Raw genomic sequence first — 23,499 nt, forward strand, 5'->3', positions numbered from 1 at the left:
AGTGGGGACCCTTAGGGCTTCCAGCGCAGGAAGTTGCGGAACAGCGCCAGCCCCTGATCCGAGCTTTTCTCGGGGTGGAACTGGGTTGCGAAAATATTATCGCGTGCGACGGCACATGCAAAGCGGCCGCCGTAATCAGCCTCGGCGGCGCAATGCTCGGCTTGTTGCACCTGCGCATAAAAGCTGTGCACAAAGTAGTAGAAGCTGCCGTCTGCAATACCGGCCCACAGCGCATGGGGCTTGCCGCCTTGCGCCGTTTGATGGACTTGATTCCAGCCCATTTGCGGCACTTTGAAGCGGCTGCCGTCGGCTTGCATACGGCCAGCCAGATCAAACTTGCGCACATTGCCGGGGATGAGACCCAGACCGGGCACATCGCCCTCGTCGCTATGGTCCAGCAGCATTTGCATGCCCACGCACACGCCAAACAACGGCTTGTTGGCAGCGGCATCCAGCACGGCTTCTTGCAAGCCAGACTCACGCAGCTCTCTCATGCAATCGGGCATGGCGCCTTGGCCGGGCAGCACGACGCGGTTGGCGGCGTAGACCACATCGGGGTCGGCGGTGACGATTACATCCCAGCCGGTATCAGCCGCCGCCGTGCGCACGGCCTGCGAGACCGAGCGCAGATTGCCCATGCCGTAATCGACCACGGCCACGGTGTTGTTCTTCAAACTCATAGCAGCTACCGCTTATAGATACAGGACTTGAAGCCTAAAAGGCTTACAAAGAGCCCTTGGTCGAGGGAATCACGCCAACCATGCGTTCGTCATGCTCGAGCGCAAAACGCACAGCGCGGGCGAAGGCCTTGAAGATGGTCTCGCACTGGTGATGGGCGTTAAAGCCCTTGATGTTGTCGATGTGCAGCGTGACGCCTGCGTGGTTCACAAAGCCTTGGAAGAACTCATACACCAGTTGGGTGTCGAGCTGGCCAATGCTGCCGGAGGTGAACTTCACATCCATGTGCAAGCTGGGGCGGCCCGAGAAGTCGATGACCACGCGAGAGAGCGCTTCATCCAGTGGCACATAGGCGTGGCCGTAGCGGCGAATGCCTTTTTTGTCGCCAATGGCCTTGGCAAAGGCCTGGCCTAGCGTGATGCCAATGTCTTCCACCGTGTGGTGGCCGTCGATATGCAGGTCGCCCGCACATTCGATGTCCATATCAATCAAGCCGTGGCGGGCAATCTGGTCGAGCATGTGATCGAGAAAACCGATGCCCGAGTTCAGGCTGGCCTTGCCCGTGCCGTCAAGGTTGATGCGCACTGCAACACGCGTTTCTGCCGTGTTGCGGGTCACTTCAGCGGTGCGGGGCAGCGCTGCTGCGGGTGTGGTCACCAAATTGTTCATAACGATTCCTTCAATGCCGCCAGCATCTGGGCGTTTTCTTCGCGGGTACCTACGGTCAAGCGCAGGCAATTATTGAGCAGCGGGTGCATGGCCGATACGTTTTTGACCAGCACGCCGCGTTGTTTCATCTCGGCCTGTGCCTTGCCCGCATCACGCACACGCAGCAGCACCATATTGGCTTCAGACGGCCAGACTTTTTCCACGCCATTCAGGGCGGTCAGCGCATCGACCAGCGGCTGGCGCTCAGCGCGGATGGCGGCGGCTTGGCTTGCGTACAGCGATTCATGCTCGAGCGCAAAAATAGCGGTTTCGCAGTTCAGCACGCTGATGTTGTAAGGCGGGCGAACCTTGTCCAGCTCGTTGACGATGGCGGTTGGGCCAATCAGATAACCCAGGCGCGCACCGGCCAAGCCGAACTTGCTGAGCGTACGCATCAGCAACACATGCTGATTGCGTGCAGGATCGGCCTTCATGCGGCTTATCCAGCTGCGGCTGGCGAAGGGCTGGTAGGCCTCGTCCATCACCACCAAGCCGCCAATGTCAGCCACGGCATCAATCACGGCTTGCACCTTGTCCTCATCCCACAGCGTGGCCGTGGGGTTGTTGGGGTAGGCAATGTAGGTGATGGCGGGCTGCTGCTCGGCAATGGCGGCCTGCATGGCGGGCACATCCAGATCAAAGTCAGCGCTCAAATCCACGCCCACAAAATCCAGCCCTTGCAGCTTGGCGCTCAATGGATACATCACAAAGCCGGGCATGGGCGCGAGCATCTTGGCGCGAGCGCCCTCAGTGGGTTGGGCCGTAGCCAATGCCAGCAAGGTGATGATTTCGTCAGAGCCATTGCCCAGCAGCACCGATGTGCCTTCGGGCGCGCCAGCGTAATCGGCCAGCATGTTTTTCAGCACTTCTTGGCGCTCGCCGGGGTAGCGGTTGATCTCCAGCGTGCCCAGTCGCTCGCCCAGCAGCTTTTGTAGCTCTGAAGGCAAGCGGTAGGGGTTCTCCATCGTGTCCATCTTCAGCAAGCCTTGCGAGGCTTGCACGTGGTAGCCATGCATGGCGCGCACATCAGCGCGAATGCGTTGCAGGGCTTTGGATGAGAGGTCTTGAGCAGTCATGGTTTCACTCTTTCACACAGGGCTTGCGTTGGCCAATGCAGTCATGCAGGGTCTGGCACTCAAGCCTCAAGATTCGGGTTGGCCGCTTGCTGCAGCGGGTGCACCACAGTCACACCGCCAAACTCTGCGCCGTGGGGCAGGTGCAGGCTGAGCATTAAGTTGCAGCCGCTGTGCTGGGCACAGGCCACGGCCAGGCAGTCGCCAAAGTCAAGCGCATGGCGGGCTTGCACGGCCCAAGCGGTTTCCAGCGTGGCGGCGTCGGTTCTCCACGGCGTCCACGCTTGGTAACGGCGAATGGCGGCGCGCGCATCGCCTTGCGGCAGCGGCACAGCAGCGGTGGTGGTCTGGTCATAAAACTCCACCAGCGCTTGATTGCTGGTGCGGCCGCTTCGGCTGCGCCACAGCAAGTCCAGCCAGTCCAGTGTGGCGGCGTACAAATCACCGCCCGCAGCGTCTTCTGCTGCGATCAGCACGGAGGTATCCACAAAAACGGGGTTCATTCAGTCACCCCGGATTCAATGCTTTTTTGCGCTGTAGTCCTTTTGCTGATTGGGCTGCGTGCTATGTTTTTTGAGGATTCTGCAGCGCTTTGCTTCCAGCTGCGCTCATCCGTGCGCCACGCCAGATAGGCGCGCTCATAGGCGTCTTCGCGCTGCATCATCTCGGCCATGAAGTCACCCAGCATGCGCGAGACACTGCTGCCGCGCCGCGCCGCTTCAATACGGGCCCAGTCAAGCACGCTGTCTTCGACGGTGATGGTGACGTTCTTCATGGCTTGAGTATTACACGAAATTCGTGCTGCACGAAATTCGTGTGATTCGCTGAAGTATCTCTAAGTGGCTTGCGAAAGCCTTTTTAGGCTCATTCACACAAGCGCTAGGACTGGACTTTGATACGAATGATGTTCACATCCCAGCCCTTGGTGCGCAAATGGGCGCACATTGCCGGCAGCAACTGGCGCACTTTGGCGGCGGCAGCGTTGTTTTTTACGATCAGGCACCAAGAGTCACCATCGATAGGCCCGGCTTGCAAGCTCGCTCGCAGCATGGGGGGGATGAGTGGCAGTACGGCCTTGAGCCTATTGCTGGAGTCTTGTGTCAACGCAGCCAAGCGTGCCAGTGTGGGAGAAGACTCCATGGCATTAATAGCTGTAACAGCGTGATGGCGGCGGACAAAAGACATGTGAAAGATTGGCTCTTAAGCTAACGGTTGGGCTGGCGGGTGGAGTCAAGCTTATCCCAGCTCTGGGTGAATGCGGCTGGGCTGACTATCTCAGTGTTTGGACTCAATCCCATTACAGACACTAAAACAGCGAAAAACCAAGGCAGGTTTGCGCGGTTAGAATCATTTTTTGGTCCTGTTCCTGTTTTTGGCGTGACAAGCGGTTTTTTCATCACTTTTGAGTGTGGCCCTTGACTGCCTCTGGGACGGCCCCATCTGAAGACCAACAATCAAGGGATTCTGGACACATCGCTGATTGCGTTAATGCAAATAGTGATGTGCCTACGCACGCATGGCCATCAATTTCCTCACCAAACTGTTCGGCAGCCGTAATGACCGGTTGCTCAAGCAATACCGTAAAACAGTCGCCCGCATCAACGCGATGGAACCTGAGTTTGAAAAGCTCAGCGATGAGGCATTGCGTGCCAAGACGCAGGAGTTCAAAGACCGCGTCGCCAAGGGTGAAGCGCTGGATGATTTGCTGCCAGAGGCGTTTGCCGTGGTGCGCGAGGGCTCCAAGCGCGTCATGAAGATGCGTCACTTTGACGTGCAAATGCTGGGCGGCATGGCCTTGCATTACGGCAAAGTTGCCGAAATGCGCACCGGTGAAGGCAAGACGCTGACGGCCACGCTGTCGGTGTACCTGAACGCCTTGTCTGGCGAAGGCGTGCACGTGGTGACCGTCAATGATTACTTGGCCAGCCGCGATGCCCGAAGCATGGCGCGTCTGTACAACTTCTTGGGTCTGTCCGTCGGTATCAACCTGCCCAATATGTCGCGTGATGACAAGCAGCAGGCGTACAACTCCGACATCACCTACGGCACGAACAACGAGTACGGCTTCGATTATTTGCGCGACAACATGGTCTATGAGCCCAATGATCGTGTGCAGCGTGTGCTGAACTACGCGATTGTTGACGAGGTGGACTCGATTTTGATCGACGAAGCGCGTACGCCGCTGATCATCTCCGGCCCAGCCGAAGATCACACAGCCATGTATGTGGCTATGAACAAGATCGTGCCGACTTTGGTGCGCCAAGAAGGCGAAGCCGACCCCCGTACGGGCGACGGCGTGACCAAGCCCGGTGATTTCACCGTGGACGAGAAGTCGCATCAGGTGCACCTGACCGATCAGGGTTACGAAGCAGCCGAGCGCCTGCTTAGCCACGCAGGCATGATTGCCGAAGGCACGTCGCTGTACGACCCTTCCAACATCTCTTTGGTGCACCATCTGTACGCCGCGCTGCGTGCCAATCAGCTGTATTTCCGTGATCAGCACTATGTGGTGCAGAACAACGAAATCGTGATTGTGGATGAGTTCACGGGCCGCTTGATGGCGGGTCGTCGCTGGAGCGATGGTCTGCACCAAGCGGTGGAAGCCAAGGAAGGTGTGGTCATTCAGGCCGAGAACCAGACCATGGCCTCGATCACCTTCCAGAACTACTTCCGCTTGTACAAAAAGCTGTCGGGCATGACCGGTACGGCCGATACCGAAGCCTATGAGTTCCAGGAAATCTATGGTCTAGAGACCATGGTGATCCCGCCCAACCGCATCAGCAAGCGCCAAGATCAGCTCGATCGCGTGTACAAGACTACCAAGGAAAAGTACGCCGCTGCGATCATGGATATTCGCGAGTGCTACGAGCGCGGCCAGCCTGTGCTGGTGGGTACGACCTCGATTGAGAACTCGGAAATCATTGACGAGATGCTGACCCGCGAGGGCTTGCCTCATCAGGTGCTCAACGCCAAGCAGCATGACCGCGAAGCGGACATCATTGCCCAAGCCGGCAGCGAAAGCGTGATCACGATCGCGACCAATATGGCGGGCCGAGGCACGGACATCGTATTGGGCGGCAATATCGACAAGGATGTTGCGGAGATTGAAAACGACGAGTCGCTGAGCGCGTCTGAGCGAGAGAGCAAGCTCGAAGCCTTGCGCGCTGACTGGCGCATTGCCCATGACAAGGTCGTGGCTCTGGGCGGTCTGCGCATTATTGCGACCGAGCGCCATGAGTCGCGCCGTATCGACAACCAGTTGCGTGGCCGTTCGGGCCGCCAAGGTGACCCCGGATCTTCGCGCTTTTACCTGAGCTTGGATGACCAGTTGATGCGCATCTTCGCGGGTGACCGCGTCAAGGCCATCATGGATCGCCTGAAGATGCCTGAAGGCGAAGCGATTGAGGCCGGCATTGTGACCCGCTCCATCGAGTCGGCCCAGCGCAAGGTGGAAGCGCGTAACTTCGATATGCGCAAGCAGTTGCTGGAGTACGACGATGTCTCTAACGACCAGCGCAAGGTGATCTACCAGCAGCGCAACGACATTCTGGACTCGACCGATCTGACGGGCATGGTGGCTGCGATGCGCCAAGACGTCATTACCGATCTGGTACACACCTATGTCCCTGCTGAGTCGATGGAAGAGCAGTGGGACATCCCTGGCCTTGAACAAGTGCTGGCCAGCGAGTGGCAGATTCATTTGCCGCTGCAGCAAGAAGTGGCCGCTTCTGAATCCATCACCGACGAAGAGATTCTGGAAAAGGTCGTCAAGGCTGCGCACGATATGTTCGACGCCAAGGTGGCACTGATCGGTCAAGACAGCTTTACGCAATTCCAGCGCGCAGTGCTGCTGCAAAGCTTTGACACCAACTGGCGTGATCACCTGGCTGCGCTGGACTATCTGCGCCAAGGCATCCACCTGCGCGGCTATGCCCAAAAGCAGCCTAAGCAGGAATACAAGCGCGAAGCGTTTGAGTTGTTCCGTCAATTGATCGATCAGGTCAAGACCGAAGTCACCCGTGTGTTGATGACGGTGCAGGTGCGCTCCCCCGAAGAATTGGGTGAAGCCGCTGTGGCCATGAACGAGCGCGGCGCACAAAGCCTGGAGCATATGAGCTATGCCTCGCCTTCGGAGACGGAAGGCATGGGCGTTGAGGATGATGAGGCGTTGACCTTGCCAGAAGGCGTGCACGTGGGCCGTAACGACCCTTGCCCTTGCGGTAGCGGCAAGAAGTTCAAGCTCTGCCACGGCAAGTTGTCTTGACCCCCTGAGGCGCTTTGCGCCTTCCCCCTGAAGGGGAACGACGGCCTTAGCCGCGAGGCGGCTCTTGCTGGCCGTCTCTGACTTGGAGCATGCTTCATCAAACAACACGGGCTCAGGCCCGTGTTTGTATTTGTGCAGTGGCTTTTTGCACAAGCAATCTCAATAAAGCCGGATATGGCCTAGATTGTTCCGATAATGGCAAACGTTTTAACTTTTGCCCTCTCAGCTGTTACGAAGGGTGCGTGCTTTTGCCGTCGTGAAACATCGAGCAAGAGCCGCCTCGCGGCGAAGATGTCGTCCCCCTTGGGGGAGGCCGCGCTGCGGCGCAGGGGGCTTTTCCACTCGCAAGGACTATTGCAATGCCCGTGAATCTCTCCGCCCCTGTTGCTGCTGATCTGCTGGCGATCAATGGTGTTCGCATCGGTATCACCGAAGCCGGTGTGCGCAAAGCCAATCGCAAAGACGTGACAGTGTTCCTGCTGGACGAAGGTGCTTCGGTGGCTGGTGTGTTCACGCAAAACCGCTTTTGTGCGGCTCCCGTGCAGATTTGCCAAGAGCATCTGGCTGGCGGCCCAGCGATTCGCGCCATGGTGATTAACACTGGCAATGCCAATGCCGGCACGGGTGCTGCGGGCTTGGCCAATGCGCGCGCAACTTGTGATGCGCTGGCCAAGGAGCTGAACCTGAAAACGGCTCAAATCCTGCCTTTTTCCACCGGCGTCATCATGGAAGAGTTGCCTGTGGATCGCATCGTTGCTGGTCTGCCCAAGGCGATTGCTGCTGCCAAGGCGGATAACTGGGGCACGGCTGCTGAAGGCATCATGACCACAGACACGCTGCCCAAGGCCTATAGCCGCAGTGTGAGCATTGGTGGCAAGAACATCTCCATTACCGGTATCAGCAAGGGCGCAGGCATGATTCGCCCCAATATGGCCACCATGCTGGGCTTTTTGGCGACCGATGCGGTCATTGCGCCCGAGTTGCTGCAGTCCTTGGTCAAGCAGTTGGCCGATGGCTCTTTCAACCGCGTGACGATTGATGGCGATACCTCTACCAACGACTCGTTTGTGCTGATCGCTACGCACAAGGCGGGTAATGCACAGATCACATCACTGACCAGTGCTGAAGGCGAGCAGCTCAAAGCTGCACTGCTGGATGTAGCGCAAAAACTGGCTCAAGCGATTGTGCGTGATGGAGAGGGTGCTACTAAATTCATTACAGTGAAGGTGGAAGGCGGCAAGAGCGAAGAAGAGTGCCGTTTGGTGGCTTACTCCATTGCCCACTCGCCCTTGGTGAAGACGGCTTTCTTTGCCTCTGACCCTAACTTGGGCCGCATTCTGGCCGCTGTGGGTTACGCCGGTATTGCCGATCTGGATCAAACCCAAATTGACCTGCATCTGGACGATGTGCATGTGGTCATCAACGGTGGCCGCAACCCTTCTTACAAAGAAGAGGACGGTCAGCGCGTGATGAAGCAGCAAGAAATTGTGGTGCGAGTCGCGCTGGGCCGCGGCGATGCGGTGCAAACCGTGTGGACCTGCGATCTGAGCCACGACTATGTGACGATCAACGCCGACTACCGGTCTTGATTTCACCTCCTGAGGCGCTTTGCGCCTTCCCCCTCTCTTGCTTTGCGGGAGGGGGACGATACCTTCGCTGCAATTTAAGAAGCTACTTGCGCCTGTAGTTATTGGGTTTGGATCGCTTTTGAGTCCTAAATTAATAAGTATTAGGCACTAGCAGCTATAAAAATAGATGGAGATCCAGTCGTGCAAGATGTGATGAACCCTTTGGAGCGCTTGGTTGAACGTGCTGAGCAGCTGATGCAGCGCATTGAATCCGTGCTGCCCCAGCCCTTGCAAGCACCTGCGGACTGGAGCGATGCTATCGCCTGGCGCTACCGCAAGCGGGCTAACGGCTGCGGTGTGCTGGAGCCTGTGCGCCATGTGGGCGCCATGCAACTGTCTGATTTGCAGAACATTGATGCGCAAAAAGAGAAGATTGCACGCAATACCGAGCAGTTTGTTGCAGGGCGCACAGCTAACAATGTGTTGCTGACGGGCGCACGCGGCACAGGCAAGTCTTCGCTGATTCGTGCCTGCTTGCACAGCTATGCACAGCAAGGCCTGCGTCTGATCGAAGTGGACAAGGCTGATCTGACCGATCTACCCGATATCGTCGACGTGGTGGCCAGCCGCCCCGAAAAGTTCATCATCTACTGCGATGACCTGAGCTTTGAAGAAGGCGAGCCCGGCTACAAGGCGATGAAGTCGATGCTCGACGGTTCGGTTTCCGCCGCTACAGACAATGTGCTGGTCTATGCCACCAGCAACCGTCGCCATCTGTTGCCTGAATACATGACGGATAACCTGAGCCAGCAAAAAAGCGACAACGGTGAAATTCACCCGGGCGAAGTGGTGGAAGAGAAAATTTCCCTGTCCGAGCGCTTTGGCCTGTGGGTCAGCTTCTATCCCTTCAGTCAAGACGAATACCTGCGCGTAGTGGCGCAGTGGCTGTCGGCGCTGGGCATGGATGCGGCAACGATCGAGGCTGCGCGGCCCGAAGCCTTGGTATGGGCGCTGGAGCGCGGCTCGCGCAGCGGCCGGGTAGCCCACCAGTTTGCGCGGGACTATGCGGGGCGCAATGAGCGGCCCATGGCTGCTGTTAAGCGCATCGCCGATGTAGATGGACTGCCGGATGAAGCCGAGCTGGAATAAGCGAAAGAAAGATTCAAGTGAGTGTTGAAAACATCGTGCCGCGAAAGCACACCGAAGTTGCAGTGGGCGTATTGCTGCGCGATTCTGATGGTGCGCTGCTCATTACCAGTCGCCCGGCGGGCAAGCCCTATGCAGGGTTTTGGGAGTTTCCGGGCGGTAAGCTTGAAGAGGGCGAAACCGTAGAGCAAGCCCTGCGCCGCGAGCTGATAGAAGAGCTGGGCGTGACCATTGGCACAGCCCACGCTTGGAAGGTGACCGAGCATGACTACCCCCACGCGCTGGTGCGACTGCATTGGTGCAAGGTGACGCAGTGGTCGGGCGAGTTTGAAATGCGCGAAGGCCAGCAAATGGCTTGGCAACAGTTGCCGCTGGATGTTGCGCCGGTTTTGCCGGGCTCTTACCCAGTTCTGCAATGGCTGAGCGAGGAGCGTGGTTTGCTTTTTGACCAGATTTTTTACGAGAGCCAGCAGCCTAAGACTTGAGGACAATCTCTTTAAAATAAGAGCGCCTTGCCCGCGATAAATCTTTGTTTCAGCCTCTAATAGGGCTGAAAACGATGTTTATCACTGACAAGGCGCTTTTTTTAGGAGCAGATGTTTAGTTCTCTGTGCGTGGATCGCCAAATGGCGCATCTTCAGGCGGTGTTTGTGCAGGTACGCGGAATTCTTCATTACCCCATGCGCCTAGATCGATGTTGCGGCAGCGATCACTACAGAATGGGCGAAATTTGTTGGTCGGCATAAAAACGCTGGGACCGCCGCAGGTGGGGCATTTCACCATGGTGGGGGATTGGTTGTCAGTGCTCATGGCGTATGTGTATCACAGCTGGAAAAGATGGGTTGGTTTGCCAGATAACGCCAGAAAGTACTAAAAAGTATTCAAAACTAATTGAGCCGCAATGAGCGGCTCAAAGTACAAAGCGCAAAGTGGCTCAAGCGCAGAGCGTCAACTCAAAAGAAGCGTCTTCACTGCTGGGCTGGGGTTTGCAGCCGTTGGCCAGTTGAAGTAGGCGTACAGACAGCATCAGGCGGTTGCCGCTGATTTCAGGCGCTAGATTGAGGCGCCGATCGATGCGCAGGCGCAGCAATTGGAAGTTGCGACCAGCAGGCATGGCCTGCTGGAAAAGGCCTTGCTCAGCAACAACGCGCTGGGGGATACCAGTTTCGCGTAGCAGCTGCAGTATCAAATCAAGTGACTGGCCTAGAGGGGTCAACTCAGCGGCCCAGTCTTCCAAATCACGCTGACGGTAGCGTGGGTCTAGATTGTGCCAAGCGTGATAGGCCGGCAGGTCAAAACTGCAAGTGCCGCCTGGAATGCCCAAGCGGCTACGAATGGGTATCAGCCATTCATTTTCCGCCAAGGTTTGGCCGGTCTTGCCAATCTGGGAATTGATCGCAGAGACGCAACTTTCGACCTGGCGCGTCACTTGGTGAAGCATGTGCTGCGAGATGTCTGGGTTGTCGCGCAGAACGTCAAGCAGGTTCTTTTGACGCTCTAGATCCTTGATAACGTCAAGACGAAGATCGCTGCGCGATGCCACATCCATGATCTCAAAGATGGTGGTCAGCGCGAAATGGTGATCAACAGAATGCGCGCGCGTCAGCAATTCGCCAAGGCGGCGATACAGCTGCTCAAGGCGCAAATAAGTTCTCAGGCGCTCGTTAAAAGGGTATTCGTAGAGGATCACGTTGGCTGCTCGGCTCTTCAGGGCGCACAGGTATCAGAGCGACTGGCGTGTCAATGCGGGGAGCGCATGCACAGGCCAAGCTATAGCGCTGATCATAGCCCGAACCATGTGGCGATTTGATCGGTATATGCGCTGAGGGAATCGATTGTGATGCCTTCATCGTTGTAGAGCACCCAATCAGCCGCAGCCAGTCGCTGCGCCCGCGTGGCTTGCGCTGCAATGATGTTTTGCACGGTATCTGCACTCAGGCCGCTGCGGGCGATGACGCGCTCTATTTGTGTGCTTTCGCGGCAGTCTACGACGAGCACTCCATCGAGCTTGCTGCGCCAATGGCTAGATTCAACCAGCAGTGGAATGTCGTGAACAATCAGCTTGCTGCCAGCGGTGATAGCTGCTTCATGCTGCAGGCGGGTTTGTTCGGCAATCAGCGGATGAATAATGCCTTCGAGCTTTTGGCGCGCTTGTGGATCTGCAAAGACCAACTCACGCATACGGGCGCGGTTGAGTGCGCCTTGGGTGTCAATGATGTCAGAGCCAAAGGCTTGTGCGATGCTGGGTAGAGCCGTACCACCCACGGCAGTCAGGCTGCGCGAGATATGGTCGGCATCAATCAGCGTGGCGCCTCTCTCTTGCAATCGCAGGGCGACTGTGCTCTTTCCGCTACCAATGCCGCCGGTCAGGCCCAATCGAAAAGGAGAGGTGGCGGGCAGCGCAGGCATGAGGATTACAGGCCTACAAAATTCAAAATGGCTTGAGGACCCCAGACCAGGCTGAAAAAGCCGCCGCCGGCGAGGAAGGGGCCAAACGGCACATAACCTCCTTCACGCAGCTTGCTGTTGATCTTGAGGGCAATGCCGATAACAGCGCCTACGACCGAAGCCATCAAGATAATAGGAATCAGTGCCTGCCAGCCAAACCAAGCGCCTAAGGCTGCAAAGAGCTTGAAGTCCCCATAGCCCATACCCTCTTTGCCTGTAGCTAACTTGAAGGCCCAGAAAATGAGCCATAGCGACATATAACCTGCAACGGCTCCCCAAAAGGAGTTAAGCAGCGGCACTGATGTCCATTGCATTGCAGATGCTAGCAACCCTGCCCAGAGTAGCGGCAGAGTCATCGAGTCTGGCAAAAAGGTGGTGTCCCAGTCAATCATTGCCAAAGCCAGTAGTACCGCACTGAAGCCACACCAAGCAAAGCCAGTGGCGGTTAAACCGTCACGACTGAGGCAAAAGGCAAACAATGCGGCGCAAACCAATTCAATGACAGGGTAGCGCAGGCTGATGGATTTTTTGCATTCCGCACAGCGCCCACGCAGGAAGAGGTAGCTAAGGACAGGAATGTTCTCGTACCAAGCGATCTGATGACCGCAATGCGGGCAGCGTGAACGCGGCTTGCTGAGCGAGATTGGGGGCTGAGCAGGTGCCAGCTCAATTTTGGCGCCTTTTTCTTTTTGCTCTTGGGCCCACTGCGTGCATTCGTCGTGCCACTCCTGCTCCATCATGCGGGGAATGCGGTGAATCACGACGTTTAAAAAGCTGCCAATCAGCAGACCCAAGACGCCGCCTGCTGCGGCATTTAATACGACTTCGGAAATCATTAGACGACTTGGCCCAGCTTGAAGATAGGTAGATACATGGACACCACAATGCCGCCAATCAGCGTACCCAGGAAGACGATGATGATGGGCTCCATCAGGCTGGAAAGACCGGCAACCATCTCATCGACCTCAGCTTCATAAAAATCTGCGGCTTTGCCCAGCATGTGATCAATAGAGCCAGATTCTTCGCCAATAGCGCACATTTGCAGCACCATAGAGGGGAAGATGTTGGCATTGACCATGGCTGCGGTCAGGCTGGTGCCGGTGGAGACTTCTTGCTGAATTTTGTCCGTGGCAACTTGGTAGAGGTAGTTGCCCGATGCGCCGCCCACGGAGTCCAGTGCCTCGACCAGCGGAACGCCGGCGGCAAACATGGTGGAGAGTGTGCGGGTCCAGCGAGCTACGCAGGATTTCTCGATCAGAACTCCGAAAATGGGGAGCTTGAGCGTGGCTCTATCCATGAACTGCTGAACACGCTCATTGCGCTTCCACGCTTGCATGAAGAAGTAACCGCCGCCGCCGATCACACCAAAAATCAGCCACCAGTACGACACAAAGTATTCACTGATACCCATGACGATCAGTGTTGGCGCTGGAAGATCGGCGCCAAAGGAGGTGAAAACCTCCTTGAAGGCGGGAATCACGAAAATCATGATGACGGCCACCACGACAAAAGCCACGATCACCACTGAAATGGGGTACATCAGTGCCGATTTAATCTTCGACTTGATGGCTTCCGTCTTTTCCATGTAAACGGCAAGGCGGTCCAGCAGGGCTTCCAAAATACCGGCCGCTTCACCTGCCTCAACCAGATTGCAGTAGAGGTTGTCGAAGTACAGCGGGAATTTGCGAAACGCGGTGCTCAGCGAAGTGCCTGTTTCTACATCAAGGCGGATGTCGTTGAGCAGTTTGGCAACATTGGGGTTGGTATTGCCTCGGCCCACAATGTCAAAAGACTGCAGCAGAGGAACACCAGCCTTCATCATGGTCGCCAACTGTCGGGTAAACAGGGCAATATCCTTTGGCTTAATCGCTTTGCCGCCACGGGTTCGGCGTTTTTTGATCTTGGTTGCGGTCACACCTTGACGGCGGAGCATGGCCTGGATCTGGTTTTCTCCACCGGCACGGGTTTCGCCACGAACGATTTTCCCGTTGCGGTCCTTGCCTTCCCACTCAAAAAGAAACTCTTTAATTCCCTTGGACGCTGCGATTGCCATGGCGTTCCCTCACTAGTATTTGTTTTACTCGTTGGTAACAGCCAGCACTTCTTCGAGTGAGGTCTGTCCTAATTTGACTTTATGCAGGCCAGAGGCGCGTAAGGAGCGCACTCCTTCGGCTTTGGATTGGGCTGCAATTTCCAGTGCGCTGCCATCGCGCAAAATAATGCGTTGCATTTCTTCGCTGATGGGCATGACTTGATAGATGCCGACGCGGCCTTTGTAGCCGTTATTGCAGGCGGGGCAGCCAATGGGTTTGTAGCTGGTCCAGCTGCCGTCCAGTTCACTCTCTGCGAAGCCCGCTTCAAGCAAGGTCTCGTGGGGAATATCCGCCGGCTCTTTGCATTGAGGGCAAAGACGACGAGCTAAGCGCTGTGCCGTAATCAAAATAACGCTGGAGGCAATATTGAAGGGCGCAATTCCCATGTTGCGCATACGAGTCAGGGTCGTTGGCGCATCATTGGTGTGCAAGGTTGATAGCACCAAGTGACCGGTTTGCGCGGCCTTGATGGAAATATCCGCTGTTTCTAAGTCACGGATTTCACCCACCATGATGATGTCAGGATCCTGGCGCAGAAAGGACTTCAATGCTGCAGCAAAGGTCAGCCCAGCCTTCTCGTTCACATTGACCTGATTGACGCCAGGCATGTTAATTTCAGAAGGGTCTTCAGCGGTAGCAATGTTTACGCCGGGCTGATTCAATAGATTCAGGCAGGTGTAGAGCGATACGGTCTTGCCCGAGCCAGTGGGGCCCGTCACCAAAATCATTCCGTAAGGGCGTTTAATGGCCTTGAGTAAGCGCTCTTTTTCTTCGGGTTCGTACCCCAAGGCCTCAATACCCATTCGAGCGGAGCTAGGGTCCAAAATACGGATAACTATCTTTTCGCCAAACAGCGTAGGCAGTGTGCTTACACGAAAGTCGATCACCCGATCGGGGCCGACCTTGAGTTTCATGCGGCCATCTTGTGGAATGCGCTTTTCGGAAATATCCAGACGCGAGATGACCTTGATGCGTGAAGCTAGTTTGTCTTTGATAGCGATAGGGGGGGATGCTATTTCGCGCAGCTCACCGTCTACGCGAAAACGCACGCGGTAGTTGTGCTCGTAAGGCTCAAAGTGCAAGTCTGATGCTCGCATATTGAAGGCGTCCAGCAGCATCTTGTGCAAGAACTTGACGACTGGGGCATCTTCAACATCTGCACCAATATTGTCTTTTTCTTCGGGAGCATCTTCGATTTTGACGTCATCAAAGTCGAAATCGTCTGAGCTAGAGTAGGTGTCTAGTGACTCGCTGACGCTTTTGCTTGTTTGATCGATCAGCTTTTGAAGCTTGTCTGCCTCAACGACAACCCAGTCAACCAGCAACTGAGTATTGAACTTGATCTGCTCAGCAGCTTCTTGCTGTGTCGGGTCTGCAGTTGCGACCGTAATTCGGTTTCCACGCTTACTCAGAGCCAGCACACGGTAGGTGTTGCTGATCTTTGGGTCCAGCAGCTCGTGAGGGAGTTTCAGAGTATCGATCGCATTCACATCCAGCAACGGTGTGCTGAACATGGTGGAAATGGTTTCCGCGATTTCTAAGGCGCTGATCTCGCCGGACTGGCTGAGCTCAGTGATGAAGGGCGTGCGGTTAGTTGCAGCCTTCTTGACAGCGGCTTCTGCTGCTTGCTGAGAAACTTTTCCTGCTGAAATCAGAGCTCTGCCCAAGCCAGGGATGGCAATGGGCGCAGGAGAAGATTTTTGCAGATTATCAGCAGCAGCCATGTATCCGAGATTCTGATGGGGTGGAGAGGATACTCATCCTACCATTCTTGTTACTGCTCAAGATACGAGGCGCAGTCGCATACAAGCGACAACGTAATGCATTTGTATGTGCCTCAAAAAACAGTGAGAAAATTCTGCGCGCTTGAAGTCAAAGAGCAATGGACGGATTCATGACCAAAGTGAATCGCTTTTGGGTTGTATCAGGTTCTGCGATCCAAGAGTTGAGAAGCTAAATCGAGCAGGCTCGCAGTGTGTGCATTGTCTGGTAAGGCTGCTAAAGCATTGATGGCGCGCAATGCTTCGCTGTGAGCTGCGGCTTTGGCAATGTCTAGAGCGCCTGTGTTGCGCACGATTTCAATCACGGCATCCAACTGCTCGGTTGAGCCTTGCTCAATCGCGTTGCGAACAATAGCAGCCTGCTCAGCAGTGCCCCGCTGCATGGCGGCAATCAGGGGCAGGGTGCATTTGCCTTCGCGTAAATCGTCGCCCAAGTTCTTGCCCATTTCGTGCGCGTTGCCTGTGTAGTCCAGCACATCGTCAATGATCTGGAAGGCGGTGCCTAGGGCTTGACCGTAGGTGGCACAAGCTTGTTCTACTTCAGCAGGTGCATCTGCCAGCACTGCGGCCAGTTGAGCGCTTGCTTCAAATAACTGAGCAGTCTTGGAGCGGATGACGTGCAGATAGCCTGCTTCATCCAGCGATGCGTCATGGGTGTTGATAAGTTGCTGAACTTCGCCTTCAGCAATCACATTTGTGGCATCTGACAGAATTTTCAACACTCGCATGCTGCCTACTTCCACCATCATTTGGAAGGAGCGGGTATGCAGGAAATCGCCTACCAACACGCTGGCGGGGTTGCCAAAAGTCTCATTGGCTGTAGGGCGACCACGGCGCAAAGTGGACTCGTCAACAACATCGTCATGCAGCAGTGTGGCGGTGTGAATCAGCTCCACTACACCTGCCAAAATGTACTTATTCTTGCCTTGGTAGCCCAATGCACCACAGATCAAGAGCAGCAATGCAGGGCGCAGGCGTTTACCGCCTGCCGCGATGATGTATTGAGAGATCTGTGAAATGAGTGGGACGCTGGTTGTCAGTCGCTGTGCAATGACAAGATCCACTTCACGCATGTCATCAGCGATCAAGGCAAGCGGATTGGATGTGGAGAATTCTGTAGTCAAGGTAATGCACCGCCAAGTAGATGGGCGGATTATAGAAAGATGCAACAACGTTTTAAGCGTTGCGCAAAGAGTCCATTTAAGAGACTGCGTAGGGGTATACCTGCAAGAATTTTACATGGGTGCTAGAATTGAAGGCTCTGTGGAAATTCGTCTACAGAACTCTCAAAGTAAAGAGGTTTACATGTACGCGGTCATAAAAACCGGCGGCAAGCAATATCGTGTTGCTGCTGGCGAAAAAATTAAAGTAGAACAGATTGCTGCGGACGTAGGCCAGGAAATTGTGATCGATCAAGTTTTGGCAGTCGGCAACGGCTCTGAAATCAAGATCGGCGCTCCCCTGGTGTCCGGCGCAACTGTGAAGGCAACTGTTGTTGCTCACGGTAAGCACGACAAAGTGCACATCTTCAAGATGCGCCGTCGTAAGCACTATCAAAAACGTCAAGGCCACCGTCAGCAGTTCACTGAACTGCAAATCGTGGCAATTGCTGCTTAAATAGGAGCTGAGTCATGGCACAGAAAAAAGGCGGCGGCTCTACGCGCAATGGACGTGATTCCAAGCCAAAAATGCTGGGCGTGAAGGCCTTTGGTGGCGAGCTGGTGACAGCTGGTTCCATCATCGTGCGTCAGCGCGGCACCAAGTTCCACCCCGGTGAGAACGTTGGCGTGGGCAAGGATCACACCCTGTTTGCACTCGTTGATGGCCACGTGTCGTTCGCAGTGAAGGGCGCTCTGTCCAAGAAGACAGTCAACATCTCGGCTGCATAAGTCGTATTTGACTCCAACAAAGCCCCGACTTGTCGGGGCTTTGTTGTTTGAAAAGGCTCCAATTGACAGATGGGGCACGGAATTGATTACGTAAAGTGTGACCTGAGGCCTCTGGTGCACACTAATTTTGTAGACTGGATGCCTCATGAAGTTTGTTGACGAAGCTTTTATCGACATTACCGCTGGAGATGGCGGCAATGGTTGCGTGTCTTTTCGACACGAAAAATACAAAGAATTTGGCGGCCCTGACGGTGGCGACGGTGGCCGCGGCGGTAATGTTTACGCCTTAGCGGACGAAAACCTCAATACCTTGGTGGATTACCGCTACTCGCGCCGCCATGATGCCAAGCGTGGTCAGCATGGTATGGGCTCCGACATGTTTGGCTGTGCGGGCGATGACATCACGCTGAAGATGCCTGTGGGCACTATCATTACGGATGCTGAGACAGGCGAAGTACTGTTTGAGCTGCTGGAAGCCGGTCAGATCATTACGATTGCCAAGGGTGGCGATGGTGGTTTTGGCAACTTGCGTTTCAAAAGCGCGATCAACCGCGCCCCGCGTCAAAAGACGCCGGGCTTTCCGGGCGAGCGTCGCAATCTGAAGTTGGAACTCAAGGTGCTGGCCGATGTGGGTCTGCTGGGTATGCCCAACGCGGGCAAGTCCACTTTTATTACGGCTGTGTCTAACGCACGCCCAAAAATTGCAGATTACCCTTTCACCACTTTGCACCCAAATCTGGGTGTGGTACGCGTAGCGCCAGAGCAAAGCTTTGTGGTGGCCGATATTCCAGGTCTGATCGAAGGCGCCTCTGAAGGCGCGGGTCTGGGTCACCTGTTCTTGCGCCATCTGCAGCGCACGCGTTTGCTGCTGCATGTTGTGGACATTGCACCGTTTGACGAGGGCGTTGACCCGGTCGAGCAGGCCAAGGCCATTGTGGGCGAGTTGAAGAAGTACGACATGGACCTCTACAACAAGCCGCGCTGGGTGGTGCTCAACAAACTGGACATGGTTCCCGTGGAAGAGCGCGCCGCCAAGGTTAAGGACTTTGTTAAGCGCTTCAAGTGGAAGGGCCCGGTCTATGAGATTTCGGCTCTGACCCGTGAAGGCTGCGAGCCCCTGATTCGTAAGATCTACGAGCATGTGCACAACCAGCAGTTGTCTGAGCAGGCTCCTAAGGAAGTCGATCCTCGTTTTGTGGAAGGCGAGAATTCTGAGCTGGATATGACCGATCCGCGTTTCGCTTCTTACGATCCGGAATAAGCTATAGGGTGTACCCAAGCAGCGCACAAGGTGCGCTGTTTTGCTTTTAATTTCATAGCTTCTAGTCCTTTATTTATACGGACTAGAGGCCTAAAACACTGTTAATCCTCATGTCTTCCAATGTGTTGCGTGATGCTCATCGCATCGTGGTCAAGGTCGGCTCCAGTCTGGTGACCAATGAAGGTCGGGGACTGGATGAGGCGGCCATTGAGGAGTGGAGTCGTCAGCTGGCGGCTCTGGTGCAGGGCAAAGATGGCATCAAACGCGAAGTCATCATGGTCTCTAGCGGTGCGATCGCTGAAGGCATGAAGCGTTTGGGCTGGGCCACGCGCCCAACCGTCGTGCATGAGCTGCAGGCTGCGGCAGCTGTGGGGCAAATGGGCTTGGCCCAGATGTATGAAACCAAGCTGCGTGAAGAAGGCGTGCCAAGCGCGCAGGTGCTGCTGACTCATGCCGATTTGGCTGATCGTGAGCGATATTTGAATGCGCGAACTACGCTGCTCACGCTGCTGCAACTGGGTGTAGTTCCCGTCATCAATGAAAACGACACTGTGGTGGTCGATGAAATTCGCTTTGGTGATAACGACACGCTGGGCGCGCTGGTGGCCAATCTGGTCGAAGCCGATGCGCTAGTGATTCTGACCGACCAACGCGGCCTTTACAGCGCTGACCCGCGCAAGAACCCTGATGCCAAGTTCATCGACGTAGCCGAAGCCGGAGCCCCTGAGCTAGAGGCGATGGCCGGCGGTGCGGGCCTGTCCATTGGCACGGGCGGCATGATTACCAAAATTTTGGCGGCCAAGCGTGCTGCAGGCTCGGGCGCCTCCACAGTGATTGCGTGGGGGCGTGAAAAAGACGTGCTGCTGCGCCTAACGCGCGGTGAAGCCATTGGCACTTTGTTGGTGGCCAATACCCACAAGACACAAGCGCGCAAGCAGTGGATTGCCGACCATTTGAAGCTACGTGGCTCGGTCAGCGTGGATGCCGGCGCTGTGAGCAAGCTGCGCGATGAAGGCAAGAGCCTGCTGCCGATTGGCATGATGGCTGTTGAAGGTGACTTTTCGCGTGGCGAGGTGATTGCGGTGCGCGACGAGCAAGGCGTTGAAATTGCACGCGGCTTGGCCAGCTATGCCGCGGCCGAAGCTCGCTTGCTGTGCCGCAAAAGCTCGTCAGAGATTGAGTCTTTGCTGGGCTACTCGGCTGGCCCAGAGATGATGCACCGTGACAATATGGTGGTGTCTGGTCACTGACCGTTGACCGCTGACCGGATCAAGAAAAAAGCCGTAATGCAGGTGATGCATTACGGCTTTTCTTATTGCAAAGGCTTGCTGCTTTGCAGCATATCGAGGCTTGTCTGCGGGTCTGGATCAAAACTAGCACCGGGCGGTAGCTCTATGCCTGGATTGATCCGAAAACTGCCCGTTCTGGCCGGGTAAAGCGCTGCCGTATGGTGCATAGGATGCTCAGCATCAGGCTGATTTGCGTCCTGCTCGCGTGGCCGCATGCCACTGCGTAGGTAACGGTTGCGCTGCTGCTCGCTACGCGGCAGAAAGCGGGCCAGCTCAGTCAGAGCCATTTCATATACACCGCGTTTGAACTCTACGACTACATCGAGTGGAACCCAGTAGTCGTTCCAGCGCCAAGCATCAAACTCAGGGTGGTCGGTGGCACGAAGGTTTAAATCCCAGTCATGCCCTACCAATTGAAGCAAAAACCATATTTGCTTTTGGCCCTTGTAATGCCCGCGAGCGTCTCGGCGGATATACCTGTCTGGCACCTCGTAGCGCAACCAGTCCCTAGTGCGGGCAACCACGCGAACGTGATTGGGCCTCAGCCCCACTTCCTCATGCAGTTCACGAAACATGGCTTGCTCGGGTGTCTCCCCTCGATCAATGCCACCTTGCGGAAACTGCCAGCTGTGGGTGCGAATGCGTTTTCCCCAGAACACCTGGTTTCTTTGGTTGAGCAGGATGATGCCGACGTTCGGGCGAAATCCGTCCCGGTCAAGCATAATCAAACCCCAAATTTTTGAATTGTGTTCATTATGCATGGCCCCTTGTGATCGACAAGCGGGCCATGCCTATTTCCACTGAATTGCCAGCCCCATGAAAGCCTCCCAATTTCTCATCTCCACCCTGAAAGAAGCTCCGGCCGATGCCGAAGTGGTCAGCCACAAGCTCATGACGCGGGCTGGCATGATCAAAAAACTGGGTGCTGGTATCTACAACTACATGCCTATGGGCTTGCGCGTGATTCGCAAGGTCGAGGCCATCGTGCGCGAAGAAATGAACCGCGCCGGTGCGATTGAAACGACGATGCCTGTGGTGCAGCCTGCTGAGCTGTGGCAGGAAACCGGTCGCTTCGAGAAGATGGGCCCAGAGCTGCTGCGTATCCAGGACCGCCACGGCCGCGATTTCATCATTCAGCCTACTTCCGAAGAAGTGGTGACCGATATCGCACGCCAGGAGTTCAAGAGCTACAAACAGCTGCCCAAGAACCTGTACCAGATCCAGACCAAGTTCCGCGACGAGCGCCGTCCTCGCTTTGGCCTGATGCGTGGCCGCGAATTCATCATGAAGGACGCTTACTCCTTCGACAAAGACCGCGATACCGCCCAGATCAGCTACCAGACCATGCGCGAAGCCTACAAGCGCATCTTTGATCGCTTTGGTCTGCAGTACCGCGCTGTGCGTGCGGACTCCGGTGCCATTGGCGGTGATCTGAGCGAAGAGTTTCAAGTGATCGCCTCTACCGGTGAAGACGCCATCGTCTATTGCCCACAGAGCGATTACGCCGCCAACATCGAAAAAGCCGAGTCTCTGGCGCCCACGCAGGCCCGCCCTGCTGCTGGCAAGGCCATGGAAAAGGTCGCTACCCCCGGCAACAGCACCTGTGAAGCTGTGGCAGCTCAGCTGGGCCTGCCATTGAGCCAAACCGTCAAGTCGCTGGTGCTGGCTACCGATGAGCTGGACGACAAGGGCTTGATCGTTAAGACCCAAGTCTGGTTGCTGCTGTTGCGTGGCGACCATGAAATGAATGAGATCAAGGCCGCTAAGGTCCAAGGTTTGGCGGGCTTTCGCTTTGCCTCCGTGCCCGAGATTGAAGAGCACTTCGGCAGCAAGCCCGGCTATCTGGGCCCTATCGGCTTGAAGAAACCCGTGAATATCGTGGTGGACCGCGATGTGGCCGTGATGGCCGACTGGGTGTGCGGTGCCAATGAAGAAGACTTCCACATCGCTGGCGTGAACTTTGGCCGTGACCTGCCCGAGCCAGCTGTGATTGCCGACTTGCGCAACGTGGTGGCGGGCGACAAGTCGCCTGACGGTGCGGGCGAGCTGGCGATTGAGCGCGGCATTGAAATTGGTCACGTGTTCTATTTGGGCACCAAGTATTCCGAAGCCATGAAGGCGACCTTCCTGGGCGACAACGGCAAGCCCCAGTTCTTTGAAATGGGCTGCTACGGTATTGGCGTAACTCGCCTGCCGGCTGCCGCCATTGAGCAAAACCATGACGAGCGCGGCATTATCTGGCCGGATGCGATTGCGCCGTTCACCGTGGTGATTTGCCCCATCGGCATGGGTCGCAGCGAAGCGGTGAAGGAAGAGGCCTTCAAGCTGTACGACGCGCTGCTGGCGCTGGGCGTAGATGTCATCTTGGACGACCGCGATGAGCGCCCGGGCGCCATGCTGGCCGACTGGGAGCTGATTGGCGTGCCCCACCGTGTGGTGCTGGGTGATCGTGGTTTGAAGGAAGGCGTGGTTGAGTACCAGCAGCGCCGTGACACAGAAGCGACAAAGCTGGCGACGGATGAGGTACTAACTCACCTCAAGAGTCGTTTGGGCTTGTAAGCTACTGTATCTATGACCGAGAGCTTTTTCAGCCGCCGCTCCTGCTTAACTGCCGCCGCCTCGCTTGCCCTTCCAGGGGCAGGCTGGCTGCTGCCGCAAACCGCTTGGGCAGGTGGGCAGCTGGAAGAGCCGTTGGTCGATTCAGTGCGCTCTGCGCTGAGGGCTGCGGTGGGGGGCTCGGGTGCACCGCCGGAGCTAGAGTTCACCACAACCGAAGCGCGCATGGACTATTTGCGTTGGCTGGTGGCTTGTAGCGACAAGCTGGTCAAGCGCAAGGCTGATCCGCAGTTGCGACGCGATTTTTTGCAGACCGTCTGGTACGAATCCAAGCGCGCCGGGCTGGATGTGTCCATGGTGATGGGGCTGATTCAGGTGGAAAGCGGCTATCGCAAGTTCGCCATCTCCAGCGTCGGGGCGCGTGGTTATATGCAGATCATGCCGTTTTGGATGCGATTAATTGGCGATGGCGACATTGGTAAGCTGTTTCATATGCAGACCAATCTGCGCTTTGGCTGCGTGATCTTGCGCCATTACCTAGACCGTGAAAAAGGCGATACCTATATGGCGCTAGGCCGCTACAACGGCAGCCGCGGTCAGCCCCAGTACCCGAATGCTGTGTATGGCGCGCAGCGCAGTTGGCAGGTTGAGCAGCCAAAGTCTGCTTGATGAGCTTCGAGCTCGACTATGAAAAAAAGAGCGCATGGCGCTCTTTTTTTATGGGTTTCAAGCCAAAAACCTACGC

24 protein-coding genes are annotated in these 23,499 nt (G+C 56.0%); 10 read left to right on the top strand and 14 right to left on the bottom strand.

What is annotated here, in order from left to right; genetic code table 11:
- Window positions 1-11: 11 nt before the first annotated feature.
- The 6 genes from hisH to KUF54_RS01080 all read right to left on the bottom strand — a co-directional run bounded on the left by hisH (window position 12) and on the right by KUF54_RS01080 (window position 3,644).
- Window positions 12-680, bottom strand: a complete 669-nt coding sequence (hisH, locus tag KUF54_RS01060; RefSeq protein WP_219344457.1) for an imidazole glycerol phosphate synthase subunit HisH — start codon at window positions 678-680, stop codon at window positions 12-14.
- A gap of 43 nt (window positions 681-723) precedes the next feature.
- Window positions 724-1,347, bottom strand: a complete 624-nt coding sequence (hisB, locus tag KUF54_RS01065) for an imidazoleglycerol-phosphate dehydratase HisB (protein WP_219344459.1) — start codon at window positions 1,345-1,347, stop codon at window positions 724-726.
- Entirely contained in the window at window positions 1,344-2,462 is a 1,119-nt protein-coding gene (hisC, locus tag KUF54_RS01070) for a histidinol-phosphate transaminase (protein WP_219344461.1), read from the bottom strand. Before hisC ends, hisB begins: the two co-directional genes overlap by 4 nt.
- A gap of 59 nt (window positions 2,463-2,521) precedes the next feature.
- Complete coding sequence (locus KUF54_RS17325) at window positions 2,522-2,962, bottom strand: PIN domain-containing protein (RefSeq protein ID WP_255576211.1); 441 nt, start codon at window positions 2,960-2,962, stop codon at window positions 2,522-2,524.
- Complete coding sequence (locus KUF54_RS17330; RefSeq protein WP_255576212.1) at window positions 2,959-3,234, bottom strand: hypothetical protein; 276 nt, start codon at window positions 3,232-3,234, stop codon at window positions 2,959-2,961. Before KUF54_RS17330 ends, KUF54_RS17325 begins: the two co-directional genes overlap by 4 nt.
- A gap of 104 nt (window positions 3,235-3,338) precedes the next feature.
- The gene (locus KUF54_RS01080) at window positions 3,339-3,644 is read right to left on the bottom strand and encodes a hypothetical protein (RefSeq protein ID WP_219344463.1); all 306 of its coding nucleotides are present in this window, start codon (window positions 3,642-3,644) and stop codon (window positions 3,339-3,341) included.
- A gap of 331 nt (window positions 3,645-3,975) precedes the next feature.
- On the opposite strand from KUF54_RS01080, the gene secA reads away from it, so the two are divergent.
- The 4 genes from secA (at window position 3,976) to KUF54_RS01100 (ending at window position 9,922) form a co-directional block, all read left to right on the top strand.
- Window positions 3,976-6,723 carry a preprotein translocase subunit SecA gene (secA, locus tag KUF54_RS01085; RefSeq protein ID WP_219344465.1) on the top strand — a complete coding sequence of 916 codons (2,748 nt, stop codon included), beginning with the start codon at window positions 3,976-3,978 and terminating at the stop codon, window positions 6,721-6,723.
- A gap of 359 nt (window positions 6,724-7,082) precedes the next feature.
- Window positions 7,083-8,312, top strand: a complete 1,230-nt coding sequence (gene argJ / locus KUF54_RS01090) for a bifunctional glutamate N-acetyltransferase/amino-acid acetyltransferase ArgJ (protein ID WP_219344467.1) — start codon at window positions 7,083-7,085, stop codon at window positions 8,310-8,312.
- Window positions 8,313-8,504: 192 nt separating this feature from the next.
- Entirely contained in the window at window positions 8,505-9,440 is a 936-nt protein-coding gene (locus KUF54_RS01095) for an ATP-binding protein (protein WP_219346218.1), read from the top strand.
- A gap of 17 nt (window positions 9,441-9,457) precedes the next feature.
- On the top strand, window positions 9,458-9,922 hold the full coding sequence (locus tag KUF54_RS01100) for an NUDIX domain-containing protein (RefSeq protein ID WP_370627565.1): 465 nt from the start codon (window positions 9,458-9,460) through the stop codon (window positions 9,920-9,922).
- A 115-nt stretch (window positions 9,923-10,037) separates the two neighbouring features.
- Here KUF54_RS01100 and KUF54_RS01105 read toward each other — a convergent pair whose 3' ends face one another.
- From KUF54_RS01105 to KUF54_RS01135, 7 genes are all read right to left on the bottom strand, one after another.
- Window positions 10,038-10,247 (bottom strand): DNA gyrase inhibitor YacG, encoded by a 210-nt coding sequence (locus KUF54_RS01105; protein WP_219344469.1) that lies wholly within the window; start codon window positions 10,245-10,247, stop codon window positions 10,038-10,040.
- Between the two features lie 124 nt (window positions 10,248-10,371).
- On the bottom strand, window positions 10,372-11,127 hold the full coding sequence (gene zapD / locus KUF54_RS01110) for a cell division protein ZapD (protein ID WP_219344471.1): 756 nt from the start codon (window positions 11,125-11,127) through the stop codon (window positions 10,372-10,374).
- 92 nt (window positions 11,128-11,219) lie between these two features.
- Window positions 11,220-11,846 carry a dephospho-CoA kinase gene (gene coaE, locus KUF54_RS01115; RefSeq protein WP_219344473.1) on the bottom strand — a complete coding sequence of 209 codons (627 nt, stop codon included), beginning with the start codon at window positions 11,844-11,846 and terminating at the stop codon, window positions 11,220-11,222.
- 5 nt (window positions 11,847-11,851) lie between these two features.
- Complete coding sequence (locus tag KUF54_RS01120; protein WP_219344474.1) at window positions 11,852-12,721, bottom strand: A24 family peptidase; 870 nt, start codon at window positions 12,719-12,721, stop codon at window positions 11,852-11,854.
- Window positions 12,721-13,938 (bottom strand): type II secretion system F family protein, encoded by a 1,218-nt coding sequence (locus tag KUF54_RS01125; protein ID WP_219344476.1) that lies wholly within the window; start codon window positions 13,936-13,938, stop codon window positions 12,721-12,723. The genes KUF54_RS01120 and KUF54_RS01125 overlap by 1 nt, the downstream gene beginning before the upstream one ends.
- A 24-nt stretch (window positions 13,939-13,962) precedes the next feature.
- Window positions 13,963-15,702: a type IV-A pilus assembly ATPase PilB gene (gene pilB / locus KUF54_RS01130; protein WP_219344478.1), complete on the bottom strand. Its 1,740-nt coding sequence runs from the start codon at window positions 15,700-15,702 to the stop codon at window positions 13,963-13,965.
- Between the two features lie 200 nt (window positions 15,703-15,902).
- Window positions 15,903-16,832 (bottom strand): polyprenyl synthetase family protein, encoded by a 930-nt coding sequence (locus KUF54_RS01135; RefSeq protein ID WP_219344480.1) that lies wholly within the window; start codon window positions 16,830-16,832, stop codon window positions 15,903-15,905.
- Window positions 16,833-17,064: 232 nt separating this feature from the next.
- Between KUF54_RS01135 and rplU the strand changes: the two genes are divergently transcribed.
- The 4 genes from rplU (at window position 17,065) to proB (ending at window position 20,159) form a co-directional block, all read left to right on the top strand.
- Window positions 17,065-17,376 (top strand): 50S ribosomal protein L21, encoded by a 312-nt coding sequence (gene rplU / locus KUF54_RS01140; protein WP_099738605.1) that lies wholly within the window; start codon window positions 17,065-17,067, stop codon window positions 17,374-17,376.
- 14 nt (window positions 17,377-17,390) lie between these two features.
- The gene (rpmA, locus tag KUF54_RS01145; protein WP_219344482.1) at window positions 17,391-17,648 is read left to right on the top strand and encodes a 50S ribosomal protein L27; all 258 of its coding nucleotides are present in this window, start codon (window positions 17,391-17,393) and stop codon (window positions 17,646-17,648) included.
- A gap of 145 nt (window positions 17,649-17,793) precedes the next feature.
- Entirely contained in the window at window positions 17,794-18,909 is a 1,116-nt protein-coding gene (cgtA, locus tag KUF54_RS01150) for an Obg family GTPase CgtA (RefSeq protein WP_219344484.1), read from the top strand.
- 110 nt (window positions 18,910-19,019) lie between these two features.
- Window positions 19,020-20,159 carry a glutamate 5-kinase gene (gene proB, locus KUF54_RS01155; protein WP_219344486.1) on the top strand — a complete coding sequence of 380 codons (1,140 nt, stop codon included), beginning with the start codon at window positions 19,020-19,022 and terminating at the stop codon, window positions 20,157-20,159.
- A 62-nt stretch (window positions 20,160-20,221) separates the two neighbouring features.
- Here the strand turns inward: proB and KUF54_RS01160 are convergent, their stop codons facing one another.
- A complete protein-coding gene (locus tag KUF54_RS01160) occupies window positions 20,222-20,920 on the bottom strand; it encodes an RNA pyrophosphohydrolase (protein WP_219344488.1) in 699 nt (232 codons plus the stop codon).
- A gap of 94 nt (window positions 20,921-21,014) precedes the next feature.
- Between KUF54_RS01160 and KUF54_RS01165 the strand changes: the two genes are divergently transcribed.
- Together KUF54_RS01165 and KUF54_RS01170 are read left to right on the top strand one after the other, a co-directional pair.
- Window positions 21,015-22,757 (top strand): proline--tRNA ligase, encoded by a 1,743-nt coding sequence (locus KUF54_RS01165; protein WP_219344490.1) that lies wholly within the window; start codon window positions 21,015-21,017, stop codon window positions 22,755-22,757.
- Between the two features lie 12 nt (window positions 22,758-22,769).
- On the top strand, window positions 22,770-23,423 hold the full coding sequence (locus tag KUF54_RS01170; protein ID WP_219344492.1) for a lytic transglycosylase domain-containing protein: 654 nt from the start codon (window positions 22,770-22,772) through the stop codon (window positions 23,421-23,423).
- Window positions 23,424-23,499 lie beyond the last annotated feature (76 nt).

Source organism: Comamonas sp. Y33R10-2, assembly GCF_019355935.1.
Taxonomy (GTDB): Bacteria; Pseudomonadota; Gammaproteobacteria; order Burkholderiales; family Burkholderiaceae_C; genus Comamonas.